Origin of the sequence: Streptomyces sp. NPDC005706 (assembly GCF_040631045.1) — a bacterium.
GTDB lineage: Bacteria > Actinomycetota > Actinomycetes > Streptomycetales > Streptomycetaceae > Streptomyces.
Genome location: NZ_JBEXYS010000002.1, coordinates 456,412 through 480,333, shown reverse-complemented (window position 1 = coordinate 480,333; position 23,922 = coordinate 456,412). Strand labels below are relative to the sequence as shown.

Genomic DNA, 23,922 nt, shown 5'->3' with positions numbered 1-23,922 from the left:
GTGCGGGTCGCGTTCCGTCGCGCTAGGACTGCGGAAGGTGATCGTCCGAGCGTGAAACGTTACGCCGCGGCCAGCTCCCGCCGGGCCGCCCGCCGCCGGGCCGCGAGCTGCGGATCGAGGGCGGGCACGGCGGCCAGGAGCTGCTTCGTGTACGCCTCGCGCGGGGCGTCGTAGACCTCGTCCACGGGACCGGACTCCACGATCCGTCCGCGGCGCATCACCGCGACCCGGTCGCTGACCTGGCGGACCACGGCGAGGTCGTGCGCGATGAACACCAGCGCGAGGCCGAGTTCCCGCTGCAGCTCGCCGAGGAGCGCGACCACCTGGGCCTGCGTGGTGACGTCGAGCGCGGAGACCGGCTCGTCCAGGACGATGACGCGCGGGTCCGCGGCGAGCGCCCGGGCGATGCCGACGCGCTGGCGCTGGCCGCCGCTGAACTCGTGCGGGTAGCGGTCGTAGTGCGCCGCCTCGAGCCCCACGCGCTCCAGCAGGTCACCCACCCGCGCCCGGATGCGCCGCTCGTCCCGCTCCCCGCGCGCGCGGAGCGGGTCCGCGATGGACTCGCCCACGCCGCGGCGGGGGTTGAGGGAGGAGACCGGGTCCTGGAAGACCATCTGGACGGCCGGGTCCACGCCGGTGTGCGGGCGTCCCGCGTGGCGGATCCCGCCGGCGGTCGGCTCCAGCAGCCCTACCAGCATGCGGCCCAGCGTCGTCTTGCCGCTGCCGCTCTCCCCCACGACGCCCAGGGTCTCGCCCCGGCGGACGGTCAGCGAGACGTCGTCCACGGCCGTGAACGCGCCTTTGCCACGCCCGAACTCGCGCCGCAGGCCGGTGGCCTCCAGCACGACCTCCCCGGACGCCCGCGCGGCGGCCCGTGGCGCGTCCACGCGCGGGACGGCGTCGAGCAGCTCGCGGGTGTAGGCCTGCCCGGGCGACGCCAGGACCGCGCCGACCGGGCCGTGTTCGACGGCCCTGCCGTGCCGCATGACCAGCACCTCGTCGACGCTCTCGGCCGCGACCCCGACGTCGTGGGTGACGAGCAGCAGGCCCATGCCGGTCTCCTCGCGCAGCGTGTGCAGCAGGTCGAGGATCTGGGCCTGGACGGTGACATCGAGGGCCGTGGTGGGCTCGTCGGCGATCAGCAGGTCCGGCTCGCAGGCGAGCGCCATGGCGATCAGGGCGCGCTGGCGCATGCCGCCGCTGAACTCGTGCGGACGGGAACGGGCCCGCCGTACCGCGTCCGGGATGCCGACCCGGTCCAGTACCTCGACGGCACGCGCGCGTGCGGCGCGGCGCGACACGCGCGTGTGCACGCGGTGCACCTCGGCGATCTGGTCGCCGATCGCGTAGTACGGGTCGAGCGAGGACAGCGGGTCCTGGAAGACCATGGCCGCCTTGGCGCCGCGCAGCTCGCGCAGCTCCTCGTCCGAGGCCTGCCGCACATCGGTACCCGCGACGCGGACCGAGCCGCCGACCCGCGCCCCGGTGCCCCGGTGCAGGCCCAGCAGGGCACCGGCGACGGTGGACTTGCCGGAACCGGACTCGCCGACCAGCGCGAGGGCCTCGCCCCGCGCCAGCCGGAAGGAGAGGCCGTCCACGGCGCGCAGGGACCCGAACTCCACGGTCAGGTCCGTGACTTCGACCAGGCTCATGCGAGTACCACCCGTCGGTCGGCCACCGCGTACAGGACGTCCGCGACGGCGTTGGCGATGACCACGAAGAAGCCGATGACCAGGACCATGCCGACGACGACCGGCAGGTCGACCACCTTGACCGCGTGGACCAGTTCCTGCCCGATGCCGGGGAGGCCGAAGAGGGTCTCGGTGAGGACGGCCCCGCCGACGGCTCCGCCGAAGTTGTTGGCGTTCAGCGCGATGACCGGCGCGAGCGCCCCGCGCAGGGCGTGCCGTCCGACGACCGAGCGTTCGGAGACCCCGTAGGCGCGGAACGTCCGTACGTGGTCCTCGGCGAGGGTCTCCAGCATGGCCGCCCGGGTCAGCCGGGCGAACGCCGCCGCCTCGATGAGGGCGAGCGAGAGCCAGGGCAGCAGCAGGTTCCACGCCCACTGCTCGGGATCGTCGGTGAGCTTCACGTACTGGGGGAAGGGCAGCAGCCGCAGCTCCCCGCAGACCACGATCATGAGGACCAGACCGATGACGAAGACCGGCGTGGCCGTGCCCGCGAGAGTGAGCGCGGTCAGCGCCCGCTCGGTGAACCGGCCGCGCCGCCAGGCGGAGAGCACTCCGGTGCCGACGCCGAGGACCAGCCAGATCACCATCGCGCCGGACACCAGCGACAGGCTGACCGGGAGCTTGGTCAGGATGATGTCCGTCACCTGCCGGTCGCTCTGGTAGGAGAGCCCGAGGCAGGGCGCCGGGCAGTGCGCCACCGAGGTGCCGGTCGAGTAGTCCTGGCCGACGAACAGGCCCTGCAGGAAGTGCCAGTAGCGCAGGTACAGCGGGTCGTCCAGGTGGAGCTGCTGGGCGACCTGGTGGACTTGGACCGGCGAGCAACGCGGGCCGCAGCTGATCTGGGCGACGTTGCCGGGGGTGACGTAGAAGACGACGTAGATGATCACCGAGATGGCGAACAGGGTGACCAGGACGCCGACGGCGCGGCGCAGCACGAAACCGCCGAACCCGCTCATGCGGCGTCCTCCTTGCCGGCTCCGGCCGCTCCGCCGTCGACCTTGCCGGCCTCGGCCGCCCTGCCCTCGCCCTTGGCGCCCGTACCGACACGCAGCCGCGAGGCCGCGCGCGGGTCAAGGGCGGTGCGCACACCGTCGCCGAGGACGGTCAGCGCGACGACGGTGACGAAGAGGGCTCCGGCGGGCAGCAGCAGGTACTGCGGCGCCGCCTGGTACCAGACGTCGGCGGCGGTGAGCATCTGCCCCCAGGACGGCGTGGGGGGCTTCACGCCCACACCGAGGAACGACAGGGCCGCCTCGACCGAGATGTTGATGGGGACGAGCAGGGCCGCGTAGGTGATGACGGGCGCGGCGAGCCCGGGCAGCAGTTCACGGCGGGCGATCCGCCAGGTGCCCCAGCCGCTGAGCCGGGCGGCGGCCACGTGGTCGAGCCCCTTGAGGGTGAGCGTCTGCGCGCGCGTGATCTTGGCGATGTTGCCCCAGGCGATCAGGCCGATCACGAAGGTGACCAGGACGGGCCGGGGGAAGCTCGTCGGCACGATGGCGAGCAGCGCCAGCGCCATGATCATCAGGGGCAGGGCGACGATGATGTCCGTGAACCGGCTCAACAGTTGGTCGACGAACCGGCTGCCGAGCGCCGAGGCGACCCCGATCAGCACACCGAGGGTCACCTGGAGCACGGTCGCGGCCAGCGCGACCCCCAGCGACACCCGCGCCCCGAACACCAGCCGGGCGAACAGGTCGCGCCCGGTCTGCGGCTCGACGCCCAGCCAGTGGGCGCCGCCGGCGCCGCCGAACGAGCCGATCGGCACGCCCCCGCGCGCGGAGTCGATCAGGGACGGGTGGTAGGTGGTGGGGTCCTGGCCCTCCAGGGCGGTGAGCAGCGGCGCGGCGAGCGCCACCAGGACGAGCAGCGCGACGACGGCCGCGGCGACCAGGGCGGCGCGCTGCGCCCGCAGCCGCCGCCAGAACTGACGGGCCCCCGAGGCCCCCGGGACGGTGGTGTCCGTCCCGGGGGCCTGGGTGGCGACAAGTGCCTCGCTCACGGCCTTACTTCACCGCGACCTGGGAGATGTCGAGGACGCCGGTCCAGTCGCTGATGACGATGTTCCGCACCTCCTCGCCGTACAGGCGCTTGTAGACCGGGTGGAACAGCGGCACCACGAGGGCCTGCTCGCCGATCTTCTTGTCCAGCGCGCCCCACCGCTTCGCGGCCGCGTCGAGGTCGGTCAGCTTGTTGATCGCGTCGATCTCGCCGTTGACCGACTTGTCGTCGAGCAGGGCGGTGTTGAAGTTCGCGCCGTCCTTGACGATCTGCCGGCCGTCGAAGATCGGGGCGAGGAAGGGACCGCCGGAGGGCCAGTCGGCACCCCAGTGGGCGAGGAAGAAGCCCGGCTCGGTCCTCACGCTGTGGATCTTGTCCGCGTAGTCGTTCTCCTCCAGGCCCTGCAGCTTGACCGTGACACCGGCCTTCTTGAGGGCGTCCTGGATCGCGGTCGCGATCTCGGGGCTGGTCTCGAAGTCCTTGCTGTTGGAGTGGGTCAGCGTGACGGTGAGGCCGTTCTTGTGGCCGGCCTGCGCCAGCAGTTCCCTGGCCTTGGCCGCGTTGCCGGACCTGCCCGCCGGGAACGGGTCGGAGGGCGTGTACCCGAAGGACTTCTGGTCGGGCAGGAACGTGGTGGCGGGCTCGGCGAGCGCGCTGCCGCCGGCCGCGTTGACCACGGAGGACCGGTCGATGGCGTAGGAGATCGCCTGCCGCACCTTCGGGTCGTCGAACGGCTTCACCTTCGGGTTGAAGGCGATGTAGTTCGTGTAGCCGAAGTGGCCGGTGCCCACGCGCGCGGCCAGTTCCTTGTCACCGGTGACCTTGGCGAGTTCGGCCGGGCCGAGGTTGGTGTCCGTGGTGACCGCGGCGGCGTCCGTTCCCTGGGACGCGGAAAGCCGCTGGTTGATCACGGAGGAGTCGAGGCCGGAGCGGACGTCGATGGTGTCCGGGTAGGCCTTGCGCTCGGCGTCGACCGCCGTGGACCAGTACGTGTTGCGCTTCAGGACGAGGTGCTCGCCGTCGTTCTCGTTGCTGACGACCTTGTAGGGGCCGGACGAGACCGGGTGCTCCTCGTACTTCGTGCCCGTGTCCTTGGCCTTGGGCACGGGCGTGAACTGGGTCTGGGTGGCAAGGTACGGGAACTCGCCCTCGGGCTTGTTCAAGTGGAAGACGATGGTCCGCTCGTCCGGCGTCTCGATCGCCGACAGGCCATTCTTGTCCTTGTAGGGGCCCTGGTAGTCGGCGGCCCCGACCAGCCAGTCCCGCAGGTAGGGGGCGCCGCCCGACAGTTCGGGCGCGAAGGAGCGCTCGATGCCGTACTTGACGTCGGCGGAGGTGATCGGGGTGCCGTCCTCGTACTTGAGGCCCTTGCGCAGGGTGTACGTCCATACGGTCGCGTTCTTGCTGGGACGCCCGGTGTCGGTGGCGAGGTCGGGGACGACCTCGGCGCCGGCCGCGCCGTTCTCACGGTTGCGGGTCGTGAGGGTGCGGAAGACGAGCGAGGGGACGTTGCCGCCGCCGGAGGTGTACAGGCGGGCGGGGTCGAAGTCCGCCTGCGGGTTGGAGTTCAGCACCGTGAGCGTGCCGCCCTTGTGCGGCGCGGAGTCGCCGGCTGAGCCCTTGGCATCGTTGTCCTGCGGACCGCAGGCGGCGGCGCCCGCTGCCACGACCAGGCTGACGGATGCCGCTGCCACGCGGCGCGCTATGACGGACGGTTGACGCATCGGAATGACGACCTCTCGGGGCTGATCGAGAATTTCTCGACAAGTGAGACAGATGAACGAGGAGCGAGACGGCTGCGGGCAGACGTCGGCCCCGGCGTCGGGTCGTCGAAGACACCCGTGACACGGTCACGGACGGAAAAAAGGGAAGTAGTCGCGACGCGAACGCCAGGGAGGCGGCGTCAGCGACAGTGGATGTCGGCCACGCAGAGCGCGGTCACACCGAACAGCGCCAGCTCGATGGCTGCGCTGTGCGAGACGGTATGACGGGACCACATGCCGAGAAATATGAACGAACATGCGACTCATGTCAATCTGACATAAGCGCCACCTGTCAACTCCTGGGATACGGCCAGGGGTTGGGTCGGCAGTGGATTCCGTCGTGGTCGAGGAACTTGGTCTGCTGCTGCATGACCGGGGCGAGTTCACCGTCCCTGTCACAGGTCACATGGCCGTGACCGAGCCGGTGCCCCACTTCGTGATTGATCAGCATCTGCCGGTAAGCATGAATTTTGTCCCCGTATGTCTCACTTCCCTGTGCCCACCGGTAGGCGTTGATCATCACGCGTTCGGTGGACGCCGAGTCGCAGGAGACGTTGTCCTCCGCGGTGTCCAGGCCGGACTTGGCACACCATGTGGCGGTGGTGCCCGGACTGGCGAGCGTGATCACGAAGTCCGGCTTGCCGGAGGAGATCCGCTCGAAGGTACGGGCGCCGTCATGGGCCCAACTGCGGTCGTCGTTCAGCGTCTTCTGCACGGCCTCGGCGAACAGCTCACCGTCCAGCCCGAGTCCCTGCTCGACATCCACCCGGTAGGTGTACTTCTGTCCCCCGCCGGGCGCCTTGTCGAGGCCCGGGACCGCGTCGAACTTCCCGGAGCCCTTCAGTCCGGCACTGAGCTGGTACGTCCGGGCCATCTTCTGGTCGTACGTCAGCGCCGCCACGCTCGGCGCGGCGGCGGGCGCGTTGCCGCCGGGGGCGCGGGCGTCGCCCGCCTGTCCGGTGGCGGACCGGGCCTGGAGGCCGCTGCCGTCGTGGCCGTCGGCGACCTGTCCGGCGACGACGATCGCCAGGGCGGTGGTCACGGCGGCGGCCGCGATACCGGTGAAGGCCCGGCTCCTGCCGCCGGAGCGCTGTGCGGGCACGGCGGCCTCGGACCCGTCGCCGCCGGGCCCGGAACCCACTCCGGCAACCGGCTCCGCGTCGGGGTCGTGCGGCCCCTGCCGGCCGTCCGGTCCGGGGCGGCGGCCGGGGCGGGGGTCGAAGACGTCGATGTCCTCGTCGAAGGCGTCCAGGTAGTCCTGCCGGGGGCCGCCCTGCCGCCGCCGCTGCCGCGGGAGGGCCGTGCCGGGGCCGCCCGCGCCCTGCCTGGCACCGGCAGTCGCCGGTCCCCCGGGCATCCCGGTGCCACCGGGAGCCGTCCCGGCGCCGCCGGCCGCCCCCTTGAACTCGCCCCAGCCGCCCCCGGCTTCACGCTGCTCGGGATGCCCGCCGCGGGCCCGGGAGACACCGCCACCGACCCGCGGCGTCCCCTGCGCGGGCGTGCCGTCGGGCAGTCGCGGAACGCCGTGAGCGGGCGTGCCGTCGGGAAGCCTGGGCACCCCTCGGGCCGGCGTGCCGTCCGCGGGACGCGGAACACCACGAGCGGGAGTGCCGTCCGGAAGCCTGGGTGCCACACGGACAGGGGTGCCCTCCGGAAGGCGCGGCACTCCATGCGCGGGCGTGCCGTCCGGGAAGCGCGGCACTCCACGGGCCGGCGTGCCGGGCGGGAAGCCGGGCACCCCCGGCGCCGGGCGCGGTCCCGTCCCCTGGGCGCCCGGGGCGCCCGCCGGGGCCTGCCGCTGGCCGGGCAGCCAGAGCTCGCGTCCGGCGCCCTCGCCTGCGGCGCCGGGGGCCGCGCCCCGCGCCTCTCCCTGTGCCTTTATGGCCGCGGAGTCGCCCTTGGGGGCCGCTCCGCGGCGACTGTGGCGTCCCACCAGCCCTCAGCTCTCCGTGTCCGTGTCCGTCTCCGCGGCCGGATCGCCGCCCGGTGTCCCGGCCTGTGCGAGGAGGTCCCGGAACGCCCCCGCCACCACCTCCGGGTACTCCATCATCGCCACGTGCCCCGCCTCCGGCAGCGACAGCAGACGCGAGTCGCGGAAGGAGCGGGCGGCCTTGCGGGCCATGCGGAAGCCGACCAGTTGGTCGCGACCACCGTAGATCAGGAGGGTGGGGGCGAGCACACGCTCGGCCTGGCGCCACAGCCCGTGCTGTCCGCCCAGGGTGTAGGCGTTGACGATACCGCGCGCGGAGCGTGCCATCGCGTCCCAGAAGTAAGGCAGTTGCTGCCGCCGTTCCAGTTCCTCGACGGCGTGCCCGAACGCCTCGGTGGACACGCGTCCCGGATCGCCGTAGCAGAGCGCCATGACGCCGCGCACCCGCTGTTCGGCCGTCCACTCCCGGGTGAGCCGGGTGAACAGCGCGGCGATGCCGGGCACGCCCAGCAGCCCCGTCGGCACCGCGGTCCGCTGGATCCGCAGCTCCGGCAGGGCGGGCGACACCAGGGTGAGCGTCCGGACGAGATCCGGCCGTACGGCGGCCACGCGCGTGGCGACCGCGCCACCGAGGGAGTTGCCGAAGAGGTGCACCGGGCCGCGATCGGCGGCGTCCAGACAGCGGATGACCGCGCGCGCGTGCCCGGTGATGGAGTAGTCACCGTCGTCCGGGGGCGGGGAGTCGCCGAAGCCGGGCAGGTCCACCGCCTCGCCGTCGACGACGCCGTCCAGTTCCGCCATCAGCGACGACCAGTTCTGCGAGGAACCGCCGAGTCCGTGGACGAAGAACGCGGGCGGCAGCCCCTCACGCGCGGGCGGCCGCGAACGCAGCGACAGAGTGACCCCCGGCAGCCCCACCGACCTCAGCCGCTCGCCCTCGCCGACCCGGACGGGCGCGACCCTGGGAAGGACACTCGCGGCCGGTACGGAAGGCGACTCGGTCGAAGACATGCGGCAATGTTACGAGACGATCACATAGCGGCTCATGTGTTCGCCGTCACAGATTGCACCCGTGCGTCACGGACACAGGACCGGGAACGCGGCGCGGACCGGACGGGGCGACGCCCCTCCATGACCCGCGCGACCACACGGCCGACGGACGTCCATGGCATGGCACCGGAATCAGGTGTCTCCTAGGCTCATACAGAGGGCACCCGGATCTGGCCCCTGCTGGTTCCAGGGACGTTCGTAGGAAGGGAGCCCACCATGACCCACGACTCCATCGAGGACCCCATCGAGCCCGACGCGATCGAGGACCGGGAGAACGACAGCCTCCCGGAGATCGACGTCGAGGCCCCCGAGGTGGACTCCGCCGAGCAGCACACGGACGTCACCCCGGAGCGCGACGACCCCCTGACGGACGTGGACCCGGCCCGTGGCAACGAGGCCGACCTCGTCGAACAGCGGCGCGTCGTCGCCCTCGACGAGGACGACTACCGCTGACCTCGCGGCCACCCCGCGGGACCCGTTCGGCCGCGCCAGGGGGGCGTCAACCGCTTTCATCGCCGTCCGGTACGTGAAATTCTGCGCTCGCACCGCGCACAGCACGGTTACCGAAAAGTACGATGGCCGCGCGGCCTACGCCGCACGTGGACGACATTGGGAGGCGGCGTGACAGCCATCGAGCAGACTGAGGCGGCACGCCCGCGTGGCACACGGCTGCCACGCCGAGCCCGACGGAACCAGTTGCTGGGCGCCGCCCAGGAGGTCTTCGTCGCTCAGGGCTATCACTCCGCCGCGATGGACGACATCGCCGAGCGGGCCGGCGTCAGCAAGCCGGTGCTCTACCAGCACTTCCCCGGCAAGCTGGATCTCTACCTCGCGCTGCTGGACCAGCACTGCGAGGCGCTGATCCAGTCGGTGCGCAACGCGCTGGCGTCGACGACCGACAACAAGCAGCGCGTCCGCGCCACCATGGACGCCTATTTCGCCTACGTGGAGGACGACGGCGGCGCCTTCCGCCTGGTCTTCGAGTCCGACCTGACGAACGAGCCCGCGGTGCGCGAGCGCGTCGACAAGGTCACCAACGAATGCGCCGAGGCGATCTGCGACGTCATCGCCGAGGACACCGGTCTCTCGCGCGCGGAGTCGATGCTGCTCGCCTCCGGGCTCGGCGGTCTCGCCCAGGTGGTGGCGCGCTCCTGGCTGCACAGCGACCGCAGCGTGCCGCGTGACCAGGCGGTGCAGCTGCTGACCTCGCTGGCCTGGCGGGGCATCGCCGGCTTCCCGCTGCACGGCATCGACCACCACTGACGGTCATTTGTTCCCCCGCGGTGTTCGCTGATGGCGTTCCGGCCCGCAGCGTGTACGTCCCCTCACCGGGCTAATGTGTGCTGGTACGGCGCGGAAGATCGCGCACAGCACTGACCGTCGGAGGGACATAGCCGTGGAGGTCAAGATCGGCGTGCAGCACGCGCCCCGCGAGATCGTTCTGGAGAGCGGTCAGAGCGTCGCCGAGGTCGAGCGCGTGGTGGCTGAGGCCCTGGCCGGAAAGACGCCGCTGCTCAGCCTCGAGGATGAGAAGGGCCGCAAGATCCTGGTGCCGGCGGACCGTCTGGCGTACGTGGAGATCGGCGAGCCGACCGTCCGCAAGGTCGGCTTCGGCACTCTGTAGGTCCCGTTCAGCGGAAGGGGCCCGGCGGCACTGTGCCGCCGGGCCCCTTCCGTCTTGCGGTGCCCGCGCCGTCGGGGTACCCGTGCCGGCCTGGTACCCGTGCCGACGTGGTGTTCGTGGCGGCGCGGTGTTCGTGGCGGCCGCGCACAGACGGAGCACAAGTCGTTCACAGAGGAGGGTTGTACTCCGCAGGTCACGGGTAGGACGGGCTACAACCGTGAAGCACCGGCCGGCCTTGGGAGGGACCCCGACATGATCCTGGAAGCACTCGGATCCGCATTGGTCGGTCTGCTCCTCGCCTGGGCGGCGACGCAGCGGCTGGCACACCGCCTGCCCGCCCCCGCCCTGGTCTTCGCGACGGGCGTCGCCGGTGCCCTCTTCGGTGACTTCGTCACCCACAGCGCGCTCGGTCCCGGGACGGCCCTGCTGAGCCTGCTGGGCGCCGCGGTCGTCTCGGCGGCCTCCCTGTCCCTGCTCCTGCGCCCGGCCGGCCGCCGGCTGCGCCGACGATCGATCCCGGCGTAGCGAGCGACGCCGTCGCGGGGGGCGCGTACCGCCCCCCGAACGCCGGGCCCGGTCTCAGGCCGCGAGGCCCAGCGCGGCCATCCGCTTGGTGTGCGCCTCGGTGATACGGGAGAACATCCGGCCCACCTCGGCGAGGTCGAACCCGTCGGCCACGCCGCCCACGAGCATCGTGGACAGCGCGTCCCGGTCGGCGACCACGCGCTGCGACTGCGACAGCGCCTCGCCCATCAGCCGCCGCGCCCACAGCGCCAGCCGCCCGCCCACGCGCGGGTCCGCGTCGATCGCCGCGCGCACCTTCTCCACCGCGAAACCGGCGTGCCCGGTGTCGTCGAGAACGGCCAGGACCAGCTCGCGCGTGTCGGAGTCCAGGCGGGCCGCGACCTCCCGGTAGAAGTCACTGGCGATCGAGTCGCCGACGTACGCCTTGACCAGGCCCTCCAGCCAGTCCGAGGGGGCCGTCTGCTTGTGGAAGCCGTCCAGGGCCGCGACGAACGGCTCCATCGCGGCGGTCGGCTCCTCGCCGATCTCGGTGAGCCGGTCGCGCAGCCGCTCGAAGTGGTGGAACTCGGCCGAGGCCATCTTGGCCAGCTCCGCCTTGTCCGCGAGCGTCGGCGCCAGCTTGGCGTCCTCCGCGAGCCGTTCGAACGCCGCGAGCTCGCCGTACGCGAGCGCTCCGAGCAGGTCCACCACCGCGGCGCGGTACTGCGGGTCGGCGGAGGCCCGGGTCCAGTCCTGGGCGGCGACGCCGGTGGGTCCGGCAGCGGCGGCGGGCGCGTTCTCAGGCTTGTCAGAGCTAGTCATGAGGCGCACAATAGTCCGCTCGCCCTGCCCCGGAAGCCCCTGGCCAACCAGTGTGACCACGACTACGTGAGCAAATCGGCCATCGCATGTGCGCGAATCCGGGGTATGGTGGTAATGCGCCTGGCTGAGTGCGTCGACGATGTTCGACGCGTCCCGACAGGCCGCACGCATGAGGATGCCCGGTCGGTGGCCCGATCGGCTCCGACCCGACAGCCCTCCCCGGCCGTACGGCACATACGTACGTCGACCGGAGGGACACCCTCAGCGGTACGAGCGCTAGAGCGTCGGCAGAGGTCCCGTGCTTTACGGCTGACCCGAGTGGTTCGCCCGTATGGCAGCCGACGTCCCCGGCACGGTCCGTCAAAGACCCCCGCGCTCGCCTCGCGCCGCGCCACACAGAAGAGGCAGCATCCTGACTACGACGTTTCGTGACCTCGGAATCCTTCCCGAGACGGCCGAGGCCCTGGAGGCCGTCGGCATCGTCACCCCCTTCCCCATCCAGGAGATGACGCTCCCCGTCGCCCTTTCCGGCACGGATGTCATCGGCCAGGCCAAGACCGGCACCGGCAAGACGCTGGGCTTCGGCCTCCCGCTCCTCGAGCGGGTGACGGTCCCCGCCGACGTGGAGGCCGGCCGCGCCGCCCCCGAGGCGCTGACCGAGGCCCCGCAGGCGCTCGTCGTCGTCCCCACGCGCGAGCTGTGCCAGCAGGTCACCAACGACCTGCTGACCGCCGGCAAGGTGCGCAACGTGCGCGTCACCGCGATCTACGGCGGCCGGGCGTACGAGCCCCAGGTCGAGATCCTGAAGAAGGGCGTCGACGTGGTCGTCGGCACCCCGGGCCGGCTGCTCGACCTCGCGGGCCAGAAGAAGCTGGACCTGAAGCACGTCAAGTGCCTGGTCCTCGACGAGGCCGACGAGATGCTCGACCTGGGCTTCCTGCCCGACGTCGAGAAGATCGTCGCCATGCTCCCGGTGAAGCGCCAGACCATGCTGTTCTCGGCGACCATGCCGGGCGCGGTCATCGGTCTCGCGCGCCGCTACATGTCGCGGCCCACGCACATCCGTGCCACCGCGCCGGACGACGAGGGCGCGACGGTCGCGAACATCAAGCAGTTCGTCTACCGCGCGCACTCGATGGACAAGCCGGAGATGGTTTCCCGCATCCTGCAGGCCGACGGCCGCGGGCTCGCGATGATCTTCTGCCGCACCAAGCGCACCGCCGCCGACATCGCCGAGCAGCTCGAGCGTCGCGGCTTCGCCTCCGGCGCGGTCCACGGCGACCTGGGCCAGGGCGCCCGCGAGCAGGCTCTGCGAGCCTTCCGCAACGGCAAGGTCGACGTCCTCGTCTGCACCGACGTCGCCGCGCGCGGCATCGACGTCGAGGGCGTGACCCACGTCATCAACTACCAGTCCCCCGAAGACGAGAAGACGTACCTGCACCGCGTCGGCCGCACCGGCCGCGCGGGCGCCAAGGGCACGGCGATCACGTTCGTCGACTGGGACGACATCCCGCGCTGGCAGCTCATCAACAAGGCGCTGGAGCTGGGCTTCAACGACCCGGCGGAGACGTACTCGAGCTCTCCGCACCTGTTCTCCGACCTCGGCATCCCCGAGGGCACGAAGGGCATACTGCCGCGCTCGGAGCGGACCCGCGCCGGGCTCGACGCGGAGGAGCTCGAGGACCTGGGCGAGACCGGCGGTCGCGGAGCACGTGGCCGTGACCGGGGCGGCCGTGGTGGCCGCGCCGAGTCCGGTGCCGCCCCGTCGGCCGAGCGTGAGCGCGCGGCCCGCACCCCGCGCCGTCGCCGCCGCACGCGCAGCGGGGCCCCGACGGACGCCTCCACCGCCCCGGCGCCGGTCGCCGAGTCCGGCACCGCCGAGGAGTCCACGGGGGCCCGTACCCCGCGCCGTCGCCGCCGTACGCGCGGCGGGAGCGCGGCCGAGCCGGTGACGGCCGCTGCCGCGCCCGCGACCGTCGAGTCGGCCGCCGTCGAGACGGTGGACACGGCGGAGGGCCCGGCCGCCCTGGACGCTCCGGAGAAGCCGCGCCGCCGCCGCACGCGGAAGGCCGCCGAGCCGGCCGGGACCGCCGTGGCCGAGGCACCGGTGACCGAGGCACCCGTGGCCGAGCCCGCCCCCGTGGCGGCCGCGCCCGAGGCCGTGACCGAGGCCGCCGAGCCGAAGCCGCGCCGACGGACCCGCAAGACGGCCGAACCGGCCGCCGAGGCAGCCGTCGACACCGTGGAAGCCGCGGAGACCAAGCCGCGTCGCGCCCGCAAGGCCGCCGCCGCTCCGGAAGCCGCGGAGTCGGAGGCCGAGGCCAAGCCGCGCCGCACCCGCAAGGCCGCTGCCGCCGCCGAAGCCGCCGTGGACACCGCGGAAGCCACCGAGGCCAAGCCCCGCCGCACCCGCAAGAAGGCGGTCGCCGCACCGGAGACCGCCGAGGCACCCGAGGCACCCGTGGCACCCGTGGCACCCGAGGCCGAGGCCAAGCCGCGCCGCACCCGCAAGACCGCTGCCGCCGCCGAAGCCGCCGTGGACACCGCGGAAGCCACCGAGGCCAAGCCCCGCCGCACCCGCAAGAAGGCGGTCGCCGCACCGGAGACCGCCGAGGCACCCGTGGCACCCGAGGCCGAGGCCAAGCCGCGCCGCACCCGCAAGACCGCTGCCGCCGCCGAAGCCGCCGTGGACGGTGCCGAGGTGGTCGCGCCCAAGGCACGGCGGACCCGTAAGGCCGTCGCCGAGGCAGCCGTCCCGGAGATTCCGGCGCAGGCCACCGAGGAGCCGGAGGCCAAGCCGCGCCGCCGGACCACCCGCAAGGCGACGGCGCCCGCCGCCGAGGCCGCGGAGGCGGCTCCGAAGGCGCGCCGCACCCGCAAGGCGACGGCGGCCGCGGAGGCTACCGAAGCCTGACCGGCGCGCCGGCGTACCAGCCGGAACAGCGCGACGGCGTCGACCTGATGGCCCGGCCCACCTCGGTGGGCCGGGCCATCGGGCGTTCCCTCCCCGCCTCCGCCCGGCACACGGCCCGTCACCCGCCGCACGGCAACGCCCGATAGCCTCTTCCCATGAGCAGGCCTGCCACCTTCGTCCCGCCCGCCGGTGCCCGTGCGTACTCCCTGCGGACCGCGCGCGGTGAGTTCGCCGTGGTCGACGCGCCCGTCGCCGACGGGGTCGAGCCCAGAGGGGTCGCGCTGCTGCTGCCGGGGTTCACCGGCAGCAAGGAGGACTTCAACCCGCTGCATGTGCCGCTGGCCGAGCGCGGGTACCGGACCCTGGCCGTGGACGGGCGCGGCCAGTTCGAGTCGGACGGCCCCGAGCACGACGAATCCGCCTACGCCCAGGAGGAGTTGGCCAGGGACGTGCTCGCGCAGGTGGCGGCCGTCGAAACGGCACCGGTGCATCTGATGGGGCACTCGCTGGGCGGGCAGGTCTCGCGCGCGGCCGTGCTGCTCGACCACTCCCCCTTCGCTTCGCTCACCCTGATGGCCTCGGGCCCCGCGCAGATCTCGGCCTCTCAGCAGCAGCGCGTGAAGCTGCTGCGCGACGCGCTCGCGGTGATGACGATGGCCGAGGTGTGGGACGCGATCCAGGCGATGGAGGCGCCCGAGGAGACCGCCACCGGCGGGCTGGACGGCGGCCTCGACAACCGGGCCGACCTGCGGCGCCGCTGGATGGGCAACAAGCCCGCCCAACTCCTCGCCGCCGGGCGTCAGTTGTGCTCGGAACCGGACCGCGTCGCCGAACTCGCAGCCGTGCCACTGCCCTTCCACGTGCTGTCGGGCGCGCTGGACGACACCTGGCCGCTGGCGCTGCTCGACGACATGGCGGCGCGGCTGGGGGCCCGGCGGACGGTCGTCGAGGGCGCCGAGCACTCCCCCAACACCGACCGTCCCCTCGCCACGGCCCAGGCCCTCGCCGACTTCTGGGACGCCCACCCCACGCCCAGCGGCTGACGGGCAAGGTGTCTCCCCGGGCGGAGCAGGAAGGGTGGGACGCTGACCCGATGGACGGGTCAACTGCCGCCTGGATCAACACCACCCACGACTGGGCCGCCGCTGTCGACCTGCGTCATCTCGCCCGGATCCGCCGGGATCCGGCGGAGTTCGCCCCCGGCGGCCCGGTGCACCTGGTCCTCGAGGTCGTCGCCTATGCCGCCGACGAGGCTTCGTCCCGAGCGGGGGGACGCTGCCTGATCACCCTGCACGGCGACGGCTCCGTGTCGGTGGCGGACGACGGCCGGGGCACCGACACCCGCGTGGCCGGTCACGGCCGGCTCGTGAAGAAGCCGGTGATGGCGACGAGGGACCTGCGGTTCTTCGACCACCCGGATGCGGAGCGGCTTCCGGACGGGCATCCGCGTCGCGGCATGTCCGTCGTCTCGGCGCTCAGCGAGTGGCTCGTGCACACCAATCGCCGTCTCGACGGGGCCTGGACCCAGCGCTATGAGCGAGGCGTGCCGGTGACCGGTCTGGAGCCTCTTCGGCCCGACGGAAGCACGGGGACGACCGTCCGTTTCGCGCCGGCCGGGTCGCTCCGCCGGCTGGGGCCGTTGGACGCGCACGACTTGACGCGGTGGACCGCGCACTGGCCGGACCTGGAGGTCCGCCTCGACGACCGCCGCGACACCGGGGATCGACCGGCCCGGTAGGGGCCGCGCCGCGGACCGGCCGGGCCGGCGGGCCCCCTCACCCGGCGCGGACCTGAGGCCGCGGCCCCGGCCTAGTACTGCGTCTGCAGGTGCTCCCAGAAGCCGTCCCTGAGGGCGCGGCGGAGGTCGGCCTGGCCGCGCAGGGAGTACTGGAGCATGCCCTCGGCCTCGACCAGCAGGTCCTGGTCGACGGAGCCGGGGAGGTAGGGGTGGCCGGGCAGCAGCTCGACCAGGGCTTCGCGGCCCCGCGCGGAGAGCCACTTGGCCGCGATCTGGGCGCCGACGAAGCGGACGCCCTCCCGGGTGGGCCGGGCCCCGGCGGCGGGCTCGTAGGCGGCGGCCGTGCGCCGCGAGACGTAGGGCTTGAAGAACTCCAGGTCGAGGGTGCGCTGGCTGTCGACCTCCCAGAGCAGTGGCTCGGCCTGGTTGCGTCCCTCGGCCGCCTCGATGCCCCAGAGATGGACGCGGGCGCCGTAGCCCTGGGCCGCCTCCACCGCCGACACCAGGTCCTCGTCGCCGCCGAGCAGGGCCGCGTCGCTGATGGCGCGGTGCCGCGCCAGTGACTCCAGGTCGCTGCGGATCAGGGAGTCGACGCCCTTCTGCTGGTTGTTGGCGTTGAGGTTGCCGAGGCGGACCTTGACGTCGGGCAGTTCGGCGATGGTCTGCTGCTCGGCGGTGTGGATGCGGCGGCGGGCGCCGTCGTACCAGTAGACGCGCAGCAGCCGGCTGTCGGCGAAGATGGTGCGGGCCCGGTCGATGAGGGCGTCGATCAGGCCCTCGGCGTCGAGGTCGAAGGCGCGCCGGTCCTCCGTCCCGGCGACGAGCCGGCCCGCGGCCGCGTAGAGGTATCCCGCGTCGACGAAGATCGCGTGGGTCGAGGGCGTCTTCGCCACCTCGGCGAGCATGCGCTGCAGCAGCTCGTTGGTGTGGTCGATGCGGGCGGCGAGGGCCGCCAGGTCGTCGTTCATCGCCTCCATTGTCCTGGCGATCACGCTGCGAACACAACCGCTCTCGGTCAGTCCTCCGTACGCCGCTTACCGGTCAGTAATTAGACGTTCGAAAAATTTATTTAGCGTAGGGAATGTTTGTAACACGCAGCTCGTTGGATACCTACGACAGCACGTCACACCAGTAGTTCTCCGCAGGAGGATGACCAGACGAAGGGAGAAGCCCTTGCGCTTCGAAATCATGCGACTCGACGAGGTCGACGGCACCACCGTGGACAGCACCGTCGTGGACGCCGCCTCCGTCAACCGGATCGTTCAGCAGGCCGCAGCCGTAGGACAGCGCCTCTGGATCCGCCCGGCCGAGAGCCCGGCCTCGTAACACCCGGCGCTCACTCAAGCTTTCCGGGGGAGCCGAGGCCCGCTTCTCAGCTCCCCCGGATCACCTGAGTGACACCGTTGATGATCTGCTGCACGGCGATCGCGGAGAGCATCATGCCCGCGAGCCGCGTCACCAGGACCACGCCGCCGTCCTTGATGACCCGGATGATCAGCAGCGAGTAACGCATCACCAGCCACAGCACGACATGGATCGCGAGGATCGCGGCCCACACCGAGGCCTGCGTGGCCACACTGCCGGCCTTCTGTACGGCGAGGATCACGGACACGATGGCGCCGGGCCCCGCCAGCAGCGGCATGCCCAGCGGCACGAGGGCGACGTTCACGTCCTTGGTCTGCTTCGGCTCGTCGGTCTTTCCGGTGAGCAGGTCCAGCGCGATCAGAAGCAGCAGCAGGCCGCCCGCGATCATCAGCGCGGGGACGGAGACGTGCAGGTAGTCGAGGATCTGGTGGCCCAGGACGCCGAAGGTGGCGATGACTCCGCCCGCCACGCACACGGCCTGGAAGGCCATGCGCTTCTGCACCTTGGCCGGACGGCCGGCGGTCAGGGCGAGGAAGATCGGGGTGATCCCAGGGGGATCCATGATGACAAAAAGGGTCAGGAACAGGGAGCCGAAGACGGCGAGGTCGAACATGGTGGTGCTACAGGCCTTGCTGAAGAGAGATACAGGGACGATCGGGTGAGGCGGGCCGGCCGCCTCAGGCCCCGCCGGTCCCCGGCACCGGGAACGCCCCGGTGGCCCGCCGGGTGATCTCGCCGTAGACCTCGGGGTCGGTCGTGTACTCGCCCAGCGAGACGGTCTTGCGGCTGCCGTGGTAGTCCGAGGACCCCGTGACCAGCAGCCCCAGCTCCTCGGCGAGGCCGCGCAGCCGCGTCCGCGCGTCGGCGTCGTGGTCCATGTGGTCGACCTCGATGCCGTCCAGACCGGCGGCCGCCAGTTCGGCGATCACGGACTCCGGCACCGTGCGGCCACGCTTGGCGGCGGCCGGGTGCGCGAAGACGGCGACTCCGCCCGCACCCTTGACCAGCCGGATCGCCTCGAAGGGGTCGGTCTCGTGCTTCTCCACGTAGGCCCGGCCGCCGTCGGCGAGCCACTCCTCGGTGAACGCGTCACCGACGGTGGGCACGACGCCCAGCTCGACCAGCGCGGTGGCGACGTGCGGCCGCCCCACGGAACCGCCGGCGGCGATCCGCTCCACCTGCTCCCAGGTGACCGGCACGCCCAGCTCGTTCAGCTTGGCGACCATGCCACGGGCCCTCGGCACCCGGTCGTCCCGGACCAGCTCGCGCTCGGCGAGCAGAGCGGGCTCCTCGGGGTCGAAGAGGTAGGCCAGCATGTGCATGGAGATGCCGTCGACACGGCAGGACAGCTCGGCGCCGGTGACCAGGGTGAGCCCCTCGGGCAGCGCGGCGATCGCCTCGGCGTACCCACGGGTGGTGTCGTGGTCGGTCAGCGCGACGACGTCCAGGCCGGCCGCGGCGGCGCCCAGCACCAGCTCGGCCGGGGTGTCCGTGCCGTCGGAGGCCGTGGAGTGACAGTGCAGGTCGATGCGCACGGCTGCTCCAGGCGGTGACGGGACGGGCGGGGACACCTAAGGATAGCGGCAGGAACCGGATGCCCTGTCACACCCGCAACCCCTGAGCGCCCCCTACAGCAGGCGCTCAGGGTTTCAACAGTCTCGGCGACAGCGCGCCGCACGGCACCAGGTCTATCTCGGCGCCCGCGTCCCGCAGATCGGCCAGCACCAGTTCGTCGTACATGAGCAGGCCGGACTGCTCGGGCCACACCACCGCCCACAGCCACAGCCCCAGCGCCTCGCCCGCGAAGACCGCGCGGTCGTCGGGACCGCCGGAGACATGCCAGAGCGGGGTGGGGCGCCCGGCGGCCAGGACCTTGGCCTGGGGCGGCTTCTCGACGTTCATGTAAGGACCCGGGTCCGGGCCGTCGATGCCCGCGTAGTGCGCGCCGAGACCGACACCCAACTCCTCGGCGACGAGGATCAGCTCGCCCATGCCGCCCAGCGGACCGGGACCGGAGCACGCCACGGCGGTGGCACGGCCGCCGCTGCGGTCGTCCCCCGCGTAGGTCACGCCCGTGAACAGCCACCCGACCGGCAGCGGCCACGGCATCCACACCGGGACCTGCGTGCGGTGCACGACGACGTTGAGCGCCTCGACGCTGGGCGGGATCACGGGCTGCAGCGGATACACCGTCCCGTGCGCGTCGCACTGCCAGGAATCGGCGAAAAGGCCGGGAGCCCTGACCCGGCCACCACACTTCGGGCAACTGGGTTCGCCCCTCATAGGGCTCCACGGTCCTACCCCGACCGGCCCGCGTCAAGGACGATCACCCGTCCGGGCGGAAGCGGCGCGGCCCGCCCGACCAGGGAAAATTAGATGCATCTTGCATTAATTAGCCCGGCTAACTTACTGTGTGCATAAACCAACTATTCAGCCGGGACGGGAGAAGCACATGGACCCCTTCGACGCGGGAGCCGGCGGCATCCTGCGACAGCCCAAGGCGGTGTGGGCCACGGCCGGCGCCTCCGTCGTCGCCTTCATGGGCATCGGTCTGGTCGACCCGATCCTGCCGTCCATCGCGCAGGGCCTGCGTGCCACACCCAGCCAGGTGTCCCTGCTCTTCACCTCGTACTTCCTGATCACCGCGGTGGCGATGCTGCTGACCGGCTTCGTCTCCAGCCGCATCGGCGGCCGCAGGACCCTGCTGCTCGGCCTCGCGTTCGTGGTCGTCTTCGCGGGCCTGGCCGGCACCTCGGGATCGGTCGGCGAGCTCGTCGGTTTCCGCGCGGGCTGGGGCCTCGGCAACGCACTGTTCGTCTCGACCGCCCTCGCGGTGATCGTGGGCGCGGCGGCCGGGGGCAGCGCGGCGGCGATCCTGCTCTACGAGTCCGCCCTCGGTCTCGGCATGGCCTGCGGTCCGCTGCTCGGCGCGCTCCTCGGCAACGCGAGCTGGCGCTACCCCTTCTTCGGCACGGCCACGCTGATGGCGATCGGCTTCCTGTGCATCACGGCGTTCCTGAAGGAGCAGCCGAGGCCCGCCCGGAAGACCTCGATACTGGACCCGCTCAAGGCGCTCGGCCACGGCGGCCTGGCCTCGGCGGCCGTCTCGGCGTTCTTCTACAACTACACGTTCTTCACGGTGCTGGCCTTCACGCCGTTCGTGCTGAACATGACCCCCTACCGCTCCGGCGCGGTGTTCTTCGCCTGGGGCCTGCTGCTCGCGGTCTTCTCGGTGATCGTGGCCCCGCGCACGCAGAAGCGGTTCGGTTCGCTGAAGGTGCTCGGCGGCTCGCTGGTGCTGCTCGCGGCGGACGTGCTCGTGCTCGGCTACGGCGACCACACCACGGCCGTCGTCTGCACGATCCTGTCCGGCGCCTTCATCGGCGTGAACAACACGGTCTACACCGAACTGGCCCTCGGCGTGTCGGACGCGCCGCGCCCGGTGGCGAGCGCGGGCTACAACTTCGTCCGCTGGTTCGCGGCCGCGGCCGCGCCCTACTTCGCGCCGAAGATCGAGGAGTGGACCGACATCCACGTCCCGTTCGTGGTCGCGGCGGTCACCGCCGTGCTCGGCGCGGTCGTGGTCCTCGTACGGCGCAAGGCCCTCACGCTCCCCCACTCTCGGCTTCGCTCGAGCGGGGGGACCCCCATGGCGGAGGAGCTCGAGCCGCGGCACGCCACCGAGGACGGGGTCGGCGCCTTCGCCAACTGACCGGTCAGGAAAGGGCCTTGGTGAGCTTGCTCACTCGGCCCCGGCGTCCAGTGGGACGGATCTGCGGGCGGGATCCCTCAGGTCCGTCCCGTTCGCCAGCCAGCGCTCCTGGAGGGCCGCGGCGCCGTGCACCCGCTTCCAGGCGGCCTCGTTGGGGGTCATCGGCAGCAGCGGCAGGAACCGCACCGGGTCCATCGGGTCGTCCAGCGCCAGATCCTCGACGAGCCCGCCCGGCTCGCCCACCAGCACAGAGCTGAACGGGGCGCCGGGCCACAGCGGTTCACCGACGTCCAGGGAGGCGCCGGGTGCCACGACCACACCTTCCACCTGCGGGGACGCGGCGAGCACGGCGAGCGGGCGGAGCACCTTGTCGGTGTCGGCGCTACCGGCGCGGACCGACAGGACCAGTTCGGCGCGCGGGCCCTTGACGGGGTCGGCGAGCATCGCCGTGGGGTCGGCCATGGGGTGCGCGGACATGCCGAGCGAGGCGTAACGGACCACGTCCCCCTCGTGGAACCGGAGCACCTCGATGCGGTCGGTACCGAGGAAGGTGACCGCGGCGCGCGCGTCCGGTTCGCCCAGCGCGGTGCTCAACCGTGCCTCGACCAGAGGAAGAACATCAACCATGCGGTGAGCATAGAACTCGTCAGCACCGGGCAAAGCGGCGCCTTGACACCACACGCTGCTGCTACGCTGAGCCGGCGGTTCGGGGCAGCGCGCCTGGGGGTGCCCCCAGGTCCTTCAGACACTGGGGGAGTCGCTATCGAGTCCCGACGCTGAGACTCCCTTACGAGGGACCGGCCGGAGGAGGTGGGGCTGTCATGGATCGAAGTCGACCGTGCAGTACCACTCGCTCTTCCGGCTGCTGATCTAGTTACCGGCTGGCCGCCGCCTTCCCTTTCGCGTCGTCGTTCGGAAGAGCACTTCGTCTCGCTTTGCCTGATCTGTCTGACCTGAATCAGTTCTGCATCAGTAGCGAAGTCGCCACCGCGACGGTGCGGTGCTCCCCGCTTTGTGGACGTGCCAAACATCCTTCCCCGCCCCGGGCCGGGAAGACTTCCGCCGGACGTCCCCATTCCGGGTAGTTCCACCCGTCGACGCGCGCTTTCGCTGCCCGCCCGCGAAGGAGCCTGCCCATGTCGATGATCCGCGACCTGCGCGCCGTGGTCCGCCCGTCGTCCCGTGTCTCGCCGCGCAAGGAGCAGAGCGCGCCGTACGACACCACGCGGGACCCCGCGACGCCCTCGGCCGTCGTCGACTGCGCCGTCTACCGCGACGGCGCCCGGGTGCGCAGTGCGGAGCCGCTGAGCCCGCAGGAGGCGATGCGGCTGGTGCGCCGCGACGGCGGGTTCGTGTGGATGGGCCTGCACGAGCCCACCGAGTCGGAATTCGCCGGTATCGCCCGCGAGTTCGGGCTGCACCCGCTGGCCGTGGAGGACGCGGTGCAGGCCCACCAGCGGCCCAAGCTGGAGCGGTACGACGACTCGCTGTTCACCGTCTTCAAGACCATCCACTACGTCGAGCACGACCGGCTCACCGCGACCAGCGAGGTGGTGGAGACCGGCGAGGTCATGTGCTTCACCGGCCGGGACTTCTTCATCACCGTCCGGCACGGCGGCCAGGGCTCGCTGCGGGCGCTGCGGCACCGGCTGCAGGACGACCCCGAACTGCTCGCCAAGGGCCCCTCGGCCGTGCTGCACGCGATCGCCGACCACGTGGTGGACGGCTACATCGCGGTGGCCGACGCGGTGCAGGTCGACATCGACGAGGTCGAGACCGAGGTCTTCTCGCCGGGCCGGCGGGGCGGTGTCTCGCGTGGTGTGGACTCGGCGCGGATCTACCAGCTCAAGCGCGAGGTGCTGGAGTTCAAGCGGGCGGTGGCCCCGCTGCTGCGGCCCATGCAGCTGCTGAGCGAGCGGCCGATGCGGCTGGTCGACCCGGACATCCAGAAGTACTTCCGGGACGTCGCCGACCACCTCGCCCGCGTCCAGGAGCAGGTGCTGGCCTTCGACGAACTGCTCAACTCCATCCTCCAGGCCAATCTGGCGCAGGCGTCCGTCGCGCAGAACGAGGACATGCGCAAGATCACCGCCTGGGCCGCGATCATCGCCGTACCGACGATGGTGTGCGGGGTGTACGGCATGAACTTCAAGTACATGCCCGAGCTGCACTGGCGGTACGGCTACCCGGTGATCATGGGTGTCACGGTCGCCCTGTGTCTGGGCATCCACCGCACCCTGAAGCGCAACGGCTGGCTGTGAGCACCCCTGGTTAGGCTGGGCGCATGACAAGCGAGCTGCTCGATCAGGCCCTCGTCGAGGAGGCCACCAAGAAGTCCGGCCTCATCTGGGTCAGGGGCGCCGATGCCCCGGCGGCACGTGCGCTGTGGCACGTGTGGCACGAGGGCGCGGTGTGCCTGGTCGGCGACGGGCCCGGGGAGCAGCCGCTGACCGGCCTCGCCGACGGCGGCTCGGCCGAGGTGACCGTGCGCAGCAAGGACAAGGGCGGACGGCTGGTGACCTGGCGGGCCACCGTGTCCGAGCCGGCCCCCGGCTCACCGGAGTGGGAGACCGCGGTGGCCGAGCTGAAGGGCAAGCGGCTGAACGCCCCCGACGGTGAGGAGATGCCCGCGCGGTGGGCCCGCGAGTGCAGGGTGCTCCGTCTGGTGCCGGCCGGGACCTCGCTTCCGCTGCCCGCCGGGAGTCTGGCAGAGCGTCCGGTGCCCTCCCCGGCGACGACGCGCCGGGCGGTCCCGGCCGCTCTGCCCCGGCTGCTGGCCGGGCGCCGGAGGAAGAAGTAGCGCAGGGC

At 72.0% G+C, this 23,922-nt stretch carries 24 protein-coding genes; 11 read left to right on the top strand and 13 right to left on the bottom strand.

What is annotated here, in order from left to right; translation table 11 throughout:
- Nucleotides 1–59 precede the first annotated feature (59 nt).
- The 7 genes from ABZ478_RS05775 to ABZ478_RS05745 all read right to left on the bottom strand — a co-directional run bounded on the left by ABZ478_RS05775 (nucleotide 60) and on the right by ABZ478_RS05745 (nucleotide 8,396).
- Complete coding sequence (locus ABZ478_RS05775) at nucleotides 60–1,652, bottom strand: ABC transporter ATP-binding protein (RefSeq protein WP_359545642.1); 1,593 nt, start codon at nucleotides 1,650–1,652, stop codon at nucleotides 60–62.
- Nucleotides 1,649–2,647, bottom strand: coding sequence for an ABC transporter permease (locus ABZ478_RS05770; RefSeq protein WP_359545641.1), 999 nt, complete (start codon nucleotides 2,645–2,647; stop codon nucleotides 1,649–1,651). The genes ABZ478_RS05775 and ABZ478_RS05770 overlap by 4 nt, the downstream gene beginning before the upstream one ends.
- A complete protein-coding gene (locus ABZ478_RS05765) occupies nucleotides 2,644–3,693 on the bottom strand; it encodes an ABC transporter permease (protein WP_359545640.1) in 1,050 nt (349 codons plus the stop codon). The genes ABZ478_RS05770 and ABZ478_RS05765 overlap by 4 nt, the downstream gene beginning before the upstream one ends.
- A gap of 4 nt (nucleotides 3,694–3,697) precedes the next feature.
- Nucleotides 3,698–5,416, bottom strand: coding sequence for an ABC transporter substrate-binding protein (locus ABZ478_RS05760; RefSeq protein WP_359545638.1), 1,719 nt, complete (start codon nucleotides 5,414–5,416; stop codon nucleotides 3,698–3,700).
- Between the two features lie 179 nt (nucleotides 5,417–5,595).
- Nucleotides 5,596–5,691: an Ms4533A family Cys-rich leader peptide gene (locus ABZ478_RS05755; protein ID WP_358927507.1), complete on the bottom strand. Its 96-nt coding sequence runs from the start codon at nucleotides 5,689–5,691 to the stop codon at nucleotides 5,596–5,598.
- Nucleotides 5,692–5,747: 56 nt separating this feature from the next.
- Nucleotides 5,748–7,388 (bottom strand): DUF3152 domain-containing protein, encoded by a 1,641-nt coding sequence (locus ABZ478_RS05750; RefSeq protein WP_359545637.1) that lies wholly within the window; start codon nucleotides 7,386–7,388, stop codon nucleotides 5,748–5,750.
- A 6-nt stretch (nucleotides 7,389–7,394) separates the two neighbouring features.
- On the bottom strand, nucleotides 7,395–8,396 hold the full coding sequence (locus ABZ478_RS05745; RefSeq protein WP_359545635.1) for an alpha/beta hydrolase: 1,002 nt from the start codon (nucleotides 8,394–8,396) through the stop codon (nucleotides 7,395–7,397).
- A gap of 255 nt (nucleotides 8,397–8,651) precedes the next feature.
- Here ABZ478_RS05745 and ABZ478_RS05740 point away from each other — a divergent pair, with 255 nt between their 5' ends.
- The 4 genes from ABZ478_RS05740 to ABZ478_RS05725 all read left to right on the top strand — a co-directional run bounded on the left by ABZ478_RS05740 (nucleotide 8,652) and on the right by ABZ478_RS05725 (nucleotide 10,584).
- Complete coding sequence (locus tag ABZ478_RS05740) at nucleotides 8,652–8,888, top strand: hypothetical protein (protein WP_359545633.1); 237 nt, start codon at nucleotides 8,652–8,654, stop codon at nucleotides 8,886–8,888.
- 168 nt (nucleotides 8,889–9,056) lie between these two features.
- Nucleotides 9,057–9,698 (top strand): TetR/AcrR family transcriptional regulator, encoded by a 642-nt coding sequence (locus tag ABZ478_RS05735; RefSeq protein WP_358927503.1) that lies wholly within the window; start codon nucleotides 9,057–9,059, stop codon nucleotides 9,696–9,698.
- A 133-nt stretch (nucleotides 9,699–9,831) separates the two neighbouring features.
- A complete protein-coding gene (locus ABZ478_RS05730; RefSeq protein ID WP_199211899.1) occupies nucleotides 9,832–10,059 on the top strand; it encodes a DUF3107 family protein in 228 nt (75 codons plus the stop codon).
- A gap of 252 nt (nucleotides 10,060–10,311) precedes the next feature.
- Nucleotides 10,312–10,584, top strand: a complete 273-nt coding sequence (locus ABZ478_RS05725; RefSeq protein ID WP_351662479.1) for a hypothetical protein — start codon at nucleotides 10,312–10,314, stop codon at nucleotides 10,582–10,584.
- Nucleotides 10,585–10,638: 54 nt separating this feature from the next.
- On the opposite strand, the gene ABZ478_RS05720 is transcribed toward ABZ478_RS05725, so the two are convergent.
- Nucleotides 10,639–11,385: a ferritin-like domain-containing protein gene (locus ABZ478_RS05720; RefSeq protein ID WP_358927502.1), complete on the bottom strand. Its 747-nt coding sequence runs from the start codon at nucleotides 11,383–11,385 to the stop codon at nucleotides 10,639–10,641.
- A gap of 505 nt (nucleotides 11,386–11,890) precedes the next feature.
- On the opposite strand from ABZ478_RS05720, the gene ABZ478_RS05715 reads away from it, so the two are divergent.
- The 3 genes from ABZ478_RS05715 (at nucleotide 11,891) to ABZ478_RS05705 (ending at nucleotide 16,037) form a co-directional block, all read left to right on the top strand.
- Complete coding sequence (locus ABZ478_RS05715; RefSeq protein WP_359545631.1) at nucleotides 11,891–14,299, top strand: DEAD/DEAH box helicase; 2,409 nt, start codon at nucleotides 11,891–11,893, stop codon at nucleotides 14,297–14,299.
- A gap of 155 nt (nucleotides 14,300–14,454) precedes the next feature.
- Nucleotides 14,455–15,342 (top strand): alpha/beta hydrolase, encoded by an 888-nt coding sequence (locus tag ABZ478_RS05710; RefSeq protein WP_359545629.1) that lies wholly within the window; start codon nucleotides 14,455–14,457, stop codon nucleotides 15,340–15,342.
- A 50-nt stretch (nucleotides 15,343–15,392) separates the two neighbouring features.
- The gene (locus ABZ478_RS05705; protein WP_359545628.1) at nucleotides 15,393–16,037 is read left to right on the top strand and encodes an ATP-binding protein; all 645 of its coding nucleotides are present in this window, start codon (nucleotides 15,393–15,395) and stop codon (nucleotides 16,035–16,037) included.
- Between the two features lie 71 nt (nucleotides 16,038–16,108).
- On the opposite strand, the gene ABZ478_RS05700 is transcribed toward ABZ478_RS05705, so the two are convergent.
- Nucleotides 16,109–17,005: an NYN domain-containing protein gene (locus tag ABZ478_RS05700; protein ID WP_359545626.1), complete on the bottom strand. Its 897-nt coding sequence runs from the start codon at nucleotides 17,003–17,005 to the stop codon at nucleotides 16,109–16,111.
- A 205-nt stretch (nucleotides 17,006–17,210) separates the two neighbouring features.
- On the opposite strand from ABZ478_RS05700, the gene ABZ478_RS05695 reads away from it, so the two are divergent.
- Nucleotides 17,211–17,363, top strand: a complete 153-nt coding sequence (locus tag ABZ478_RS05695; RefSeq protein WP_174266095.1) for a hypothetical protein — start codon at nucleotides 17,211–17,213, stop codon at nucleotides 17,361–17,363.
- Between the two features lie 46 nt (nucleotides 17,364–17,409).
- On the opposite strand, the gene ABZ478_RS05690 is transcribed toward ABZ478_RS05695, so the two are convergent.
- The 3 genes from ABZ478_RS05690 to ABZ478_RS05680 all read right to left on the bottom strand — a co-directional run bounded on the left by ABZ478_RS05690 (nucleotide 17,410) and on the right by ABZ478_RS05680 (nucleotide 19,685).
- The gene (locus tag ABZ478_RS05690) at nucleotides 17,410–18,015 is read right to left on the bottom strand and encodes a MarC family protein (protein ID WP_358927498.1); all 606 of its coding nucleotides are present in this window, start codon (nucleotides 18,013–18,015) and stop codon (nucleotides 17,410–17,412) included.
- Between the two features lie 64 nt (nucleotides 18,016–18,079).
- On the bottom strand, nucleotides 18,080–18,937 hold the full coding sequence (locus ABZ478_RS05685) for a PHP domain-containing protein (RefSeq protein WP_359545625.1): 858 nt from the start codon (nucleotides 18,935–18,937) through the stop codon (nucleotides 18,080–18,082).
- 106 nt (nucleotides 18,938–19,043) lie between these two features.
- Nucleotides 19,044–19,685, bottom strand: coding sequence for a DUF6758 family protein (locus ABZ478_RS05680; protein ID WP_359545623.1), 642 nt, complete (start codon nucleotides 19,683–19,685; stop codon nucleotides 19,044–19,046).
- A gap of 169 nt (nucleotides 19,686–19,854) precedes the next feature.
- Here ABZ478_RS05680 and ABZ478_RS05675 point away from each other — a divergent pair, with 169 nt between their 5' ends.
- On the top strand, nucleotides 19,855–21,114 hold the full coding sequence (locus tag ABZ478_RS05675) for an MFS transporter (protein WP_359545621.1): 1,260 nt from the start codon (nucleotides 19,855–19,857) through the stop codon (nucleotides 21,112–21,114).
- 30 nt (nucleotides 21,115–21,144) lie between these two features.
- Here ABZ478_RS05675 and ABZ478_RS05670 read toward each other — a convergent pair whose 3' ends face one another.
- Nucleotides 21,145–21,741, bottom strand: coding sequence for a suppressor of fused domain protein (locus tag ABZ478_RS05670; protein ID WP_359545619.1), 597 nt, complete (start codon nucleotides 21,739–21,741; stop codon nucleotides 21,145–21,147).
- Between the two features lie 509 nt (nucleotides 21,742–22,250).
- Here ABZ478_RS05670 and ABZ478_RS05665 point away from each other — a divergent pair.
- Both ABZ478_RS05665 and ABZ478_RS05660 read left to right on the top strand, forming a co-directional pair.
- On the top strand, nucleotides 22,251–23,375 hold the full coding sequence (locus ABZ478_RS05665; protein WP_359545617.1) for a magnesium and cobalt transport protein CorA: 1,125 nt from the start codon (nucleotides 22,251–22,253) through the stop codon (nucleotides 23,373–23,375).
- Between the two features lie 23 nt (nucleotides 23,376–23,398).
- Entirely contained in the window at nucleotides 23,399–23,914 is a 516-nt protein-coding gene (locus ABZ478_RS05660) for a hypothetical protein (RefSeq protein ID WP_359545615.1), read from the top strand.
- The last annotated feature ends 8 nt before the right edge of the window (nucleotides 23,915–23,922 follow it).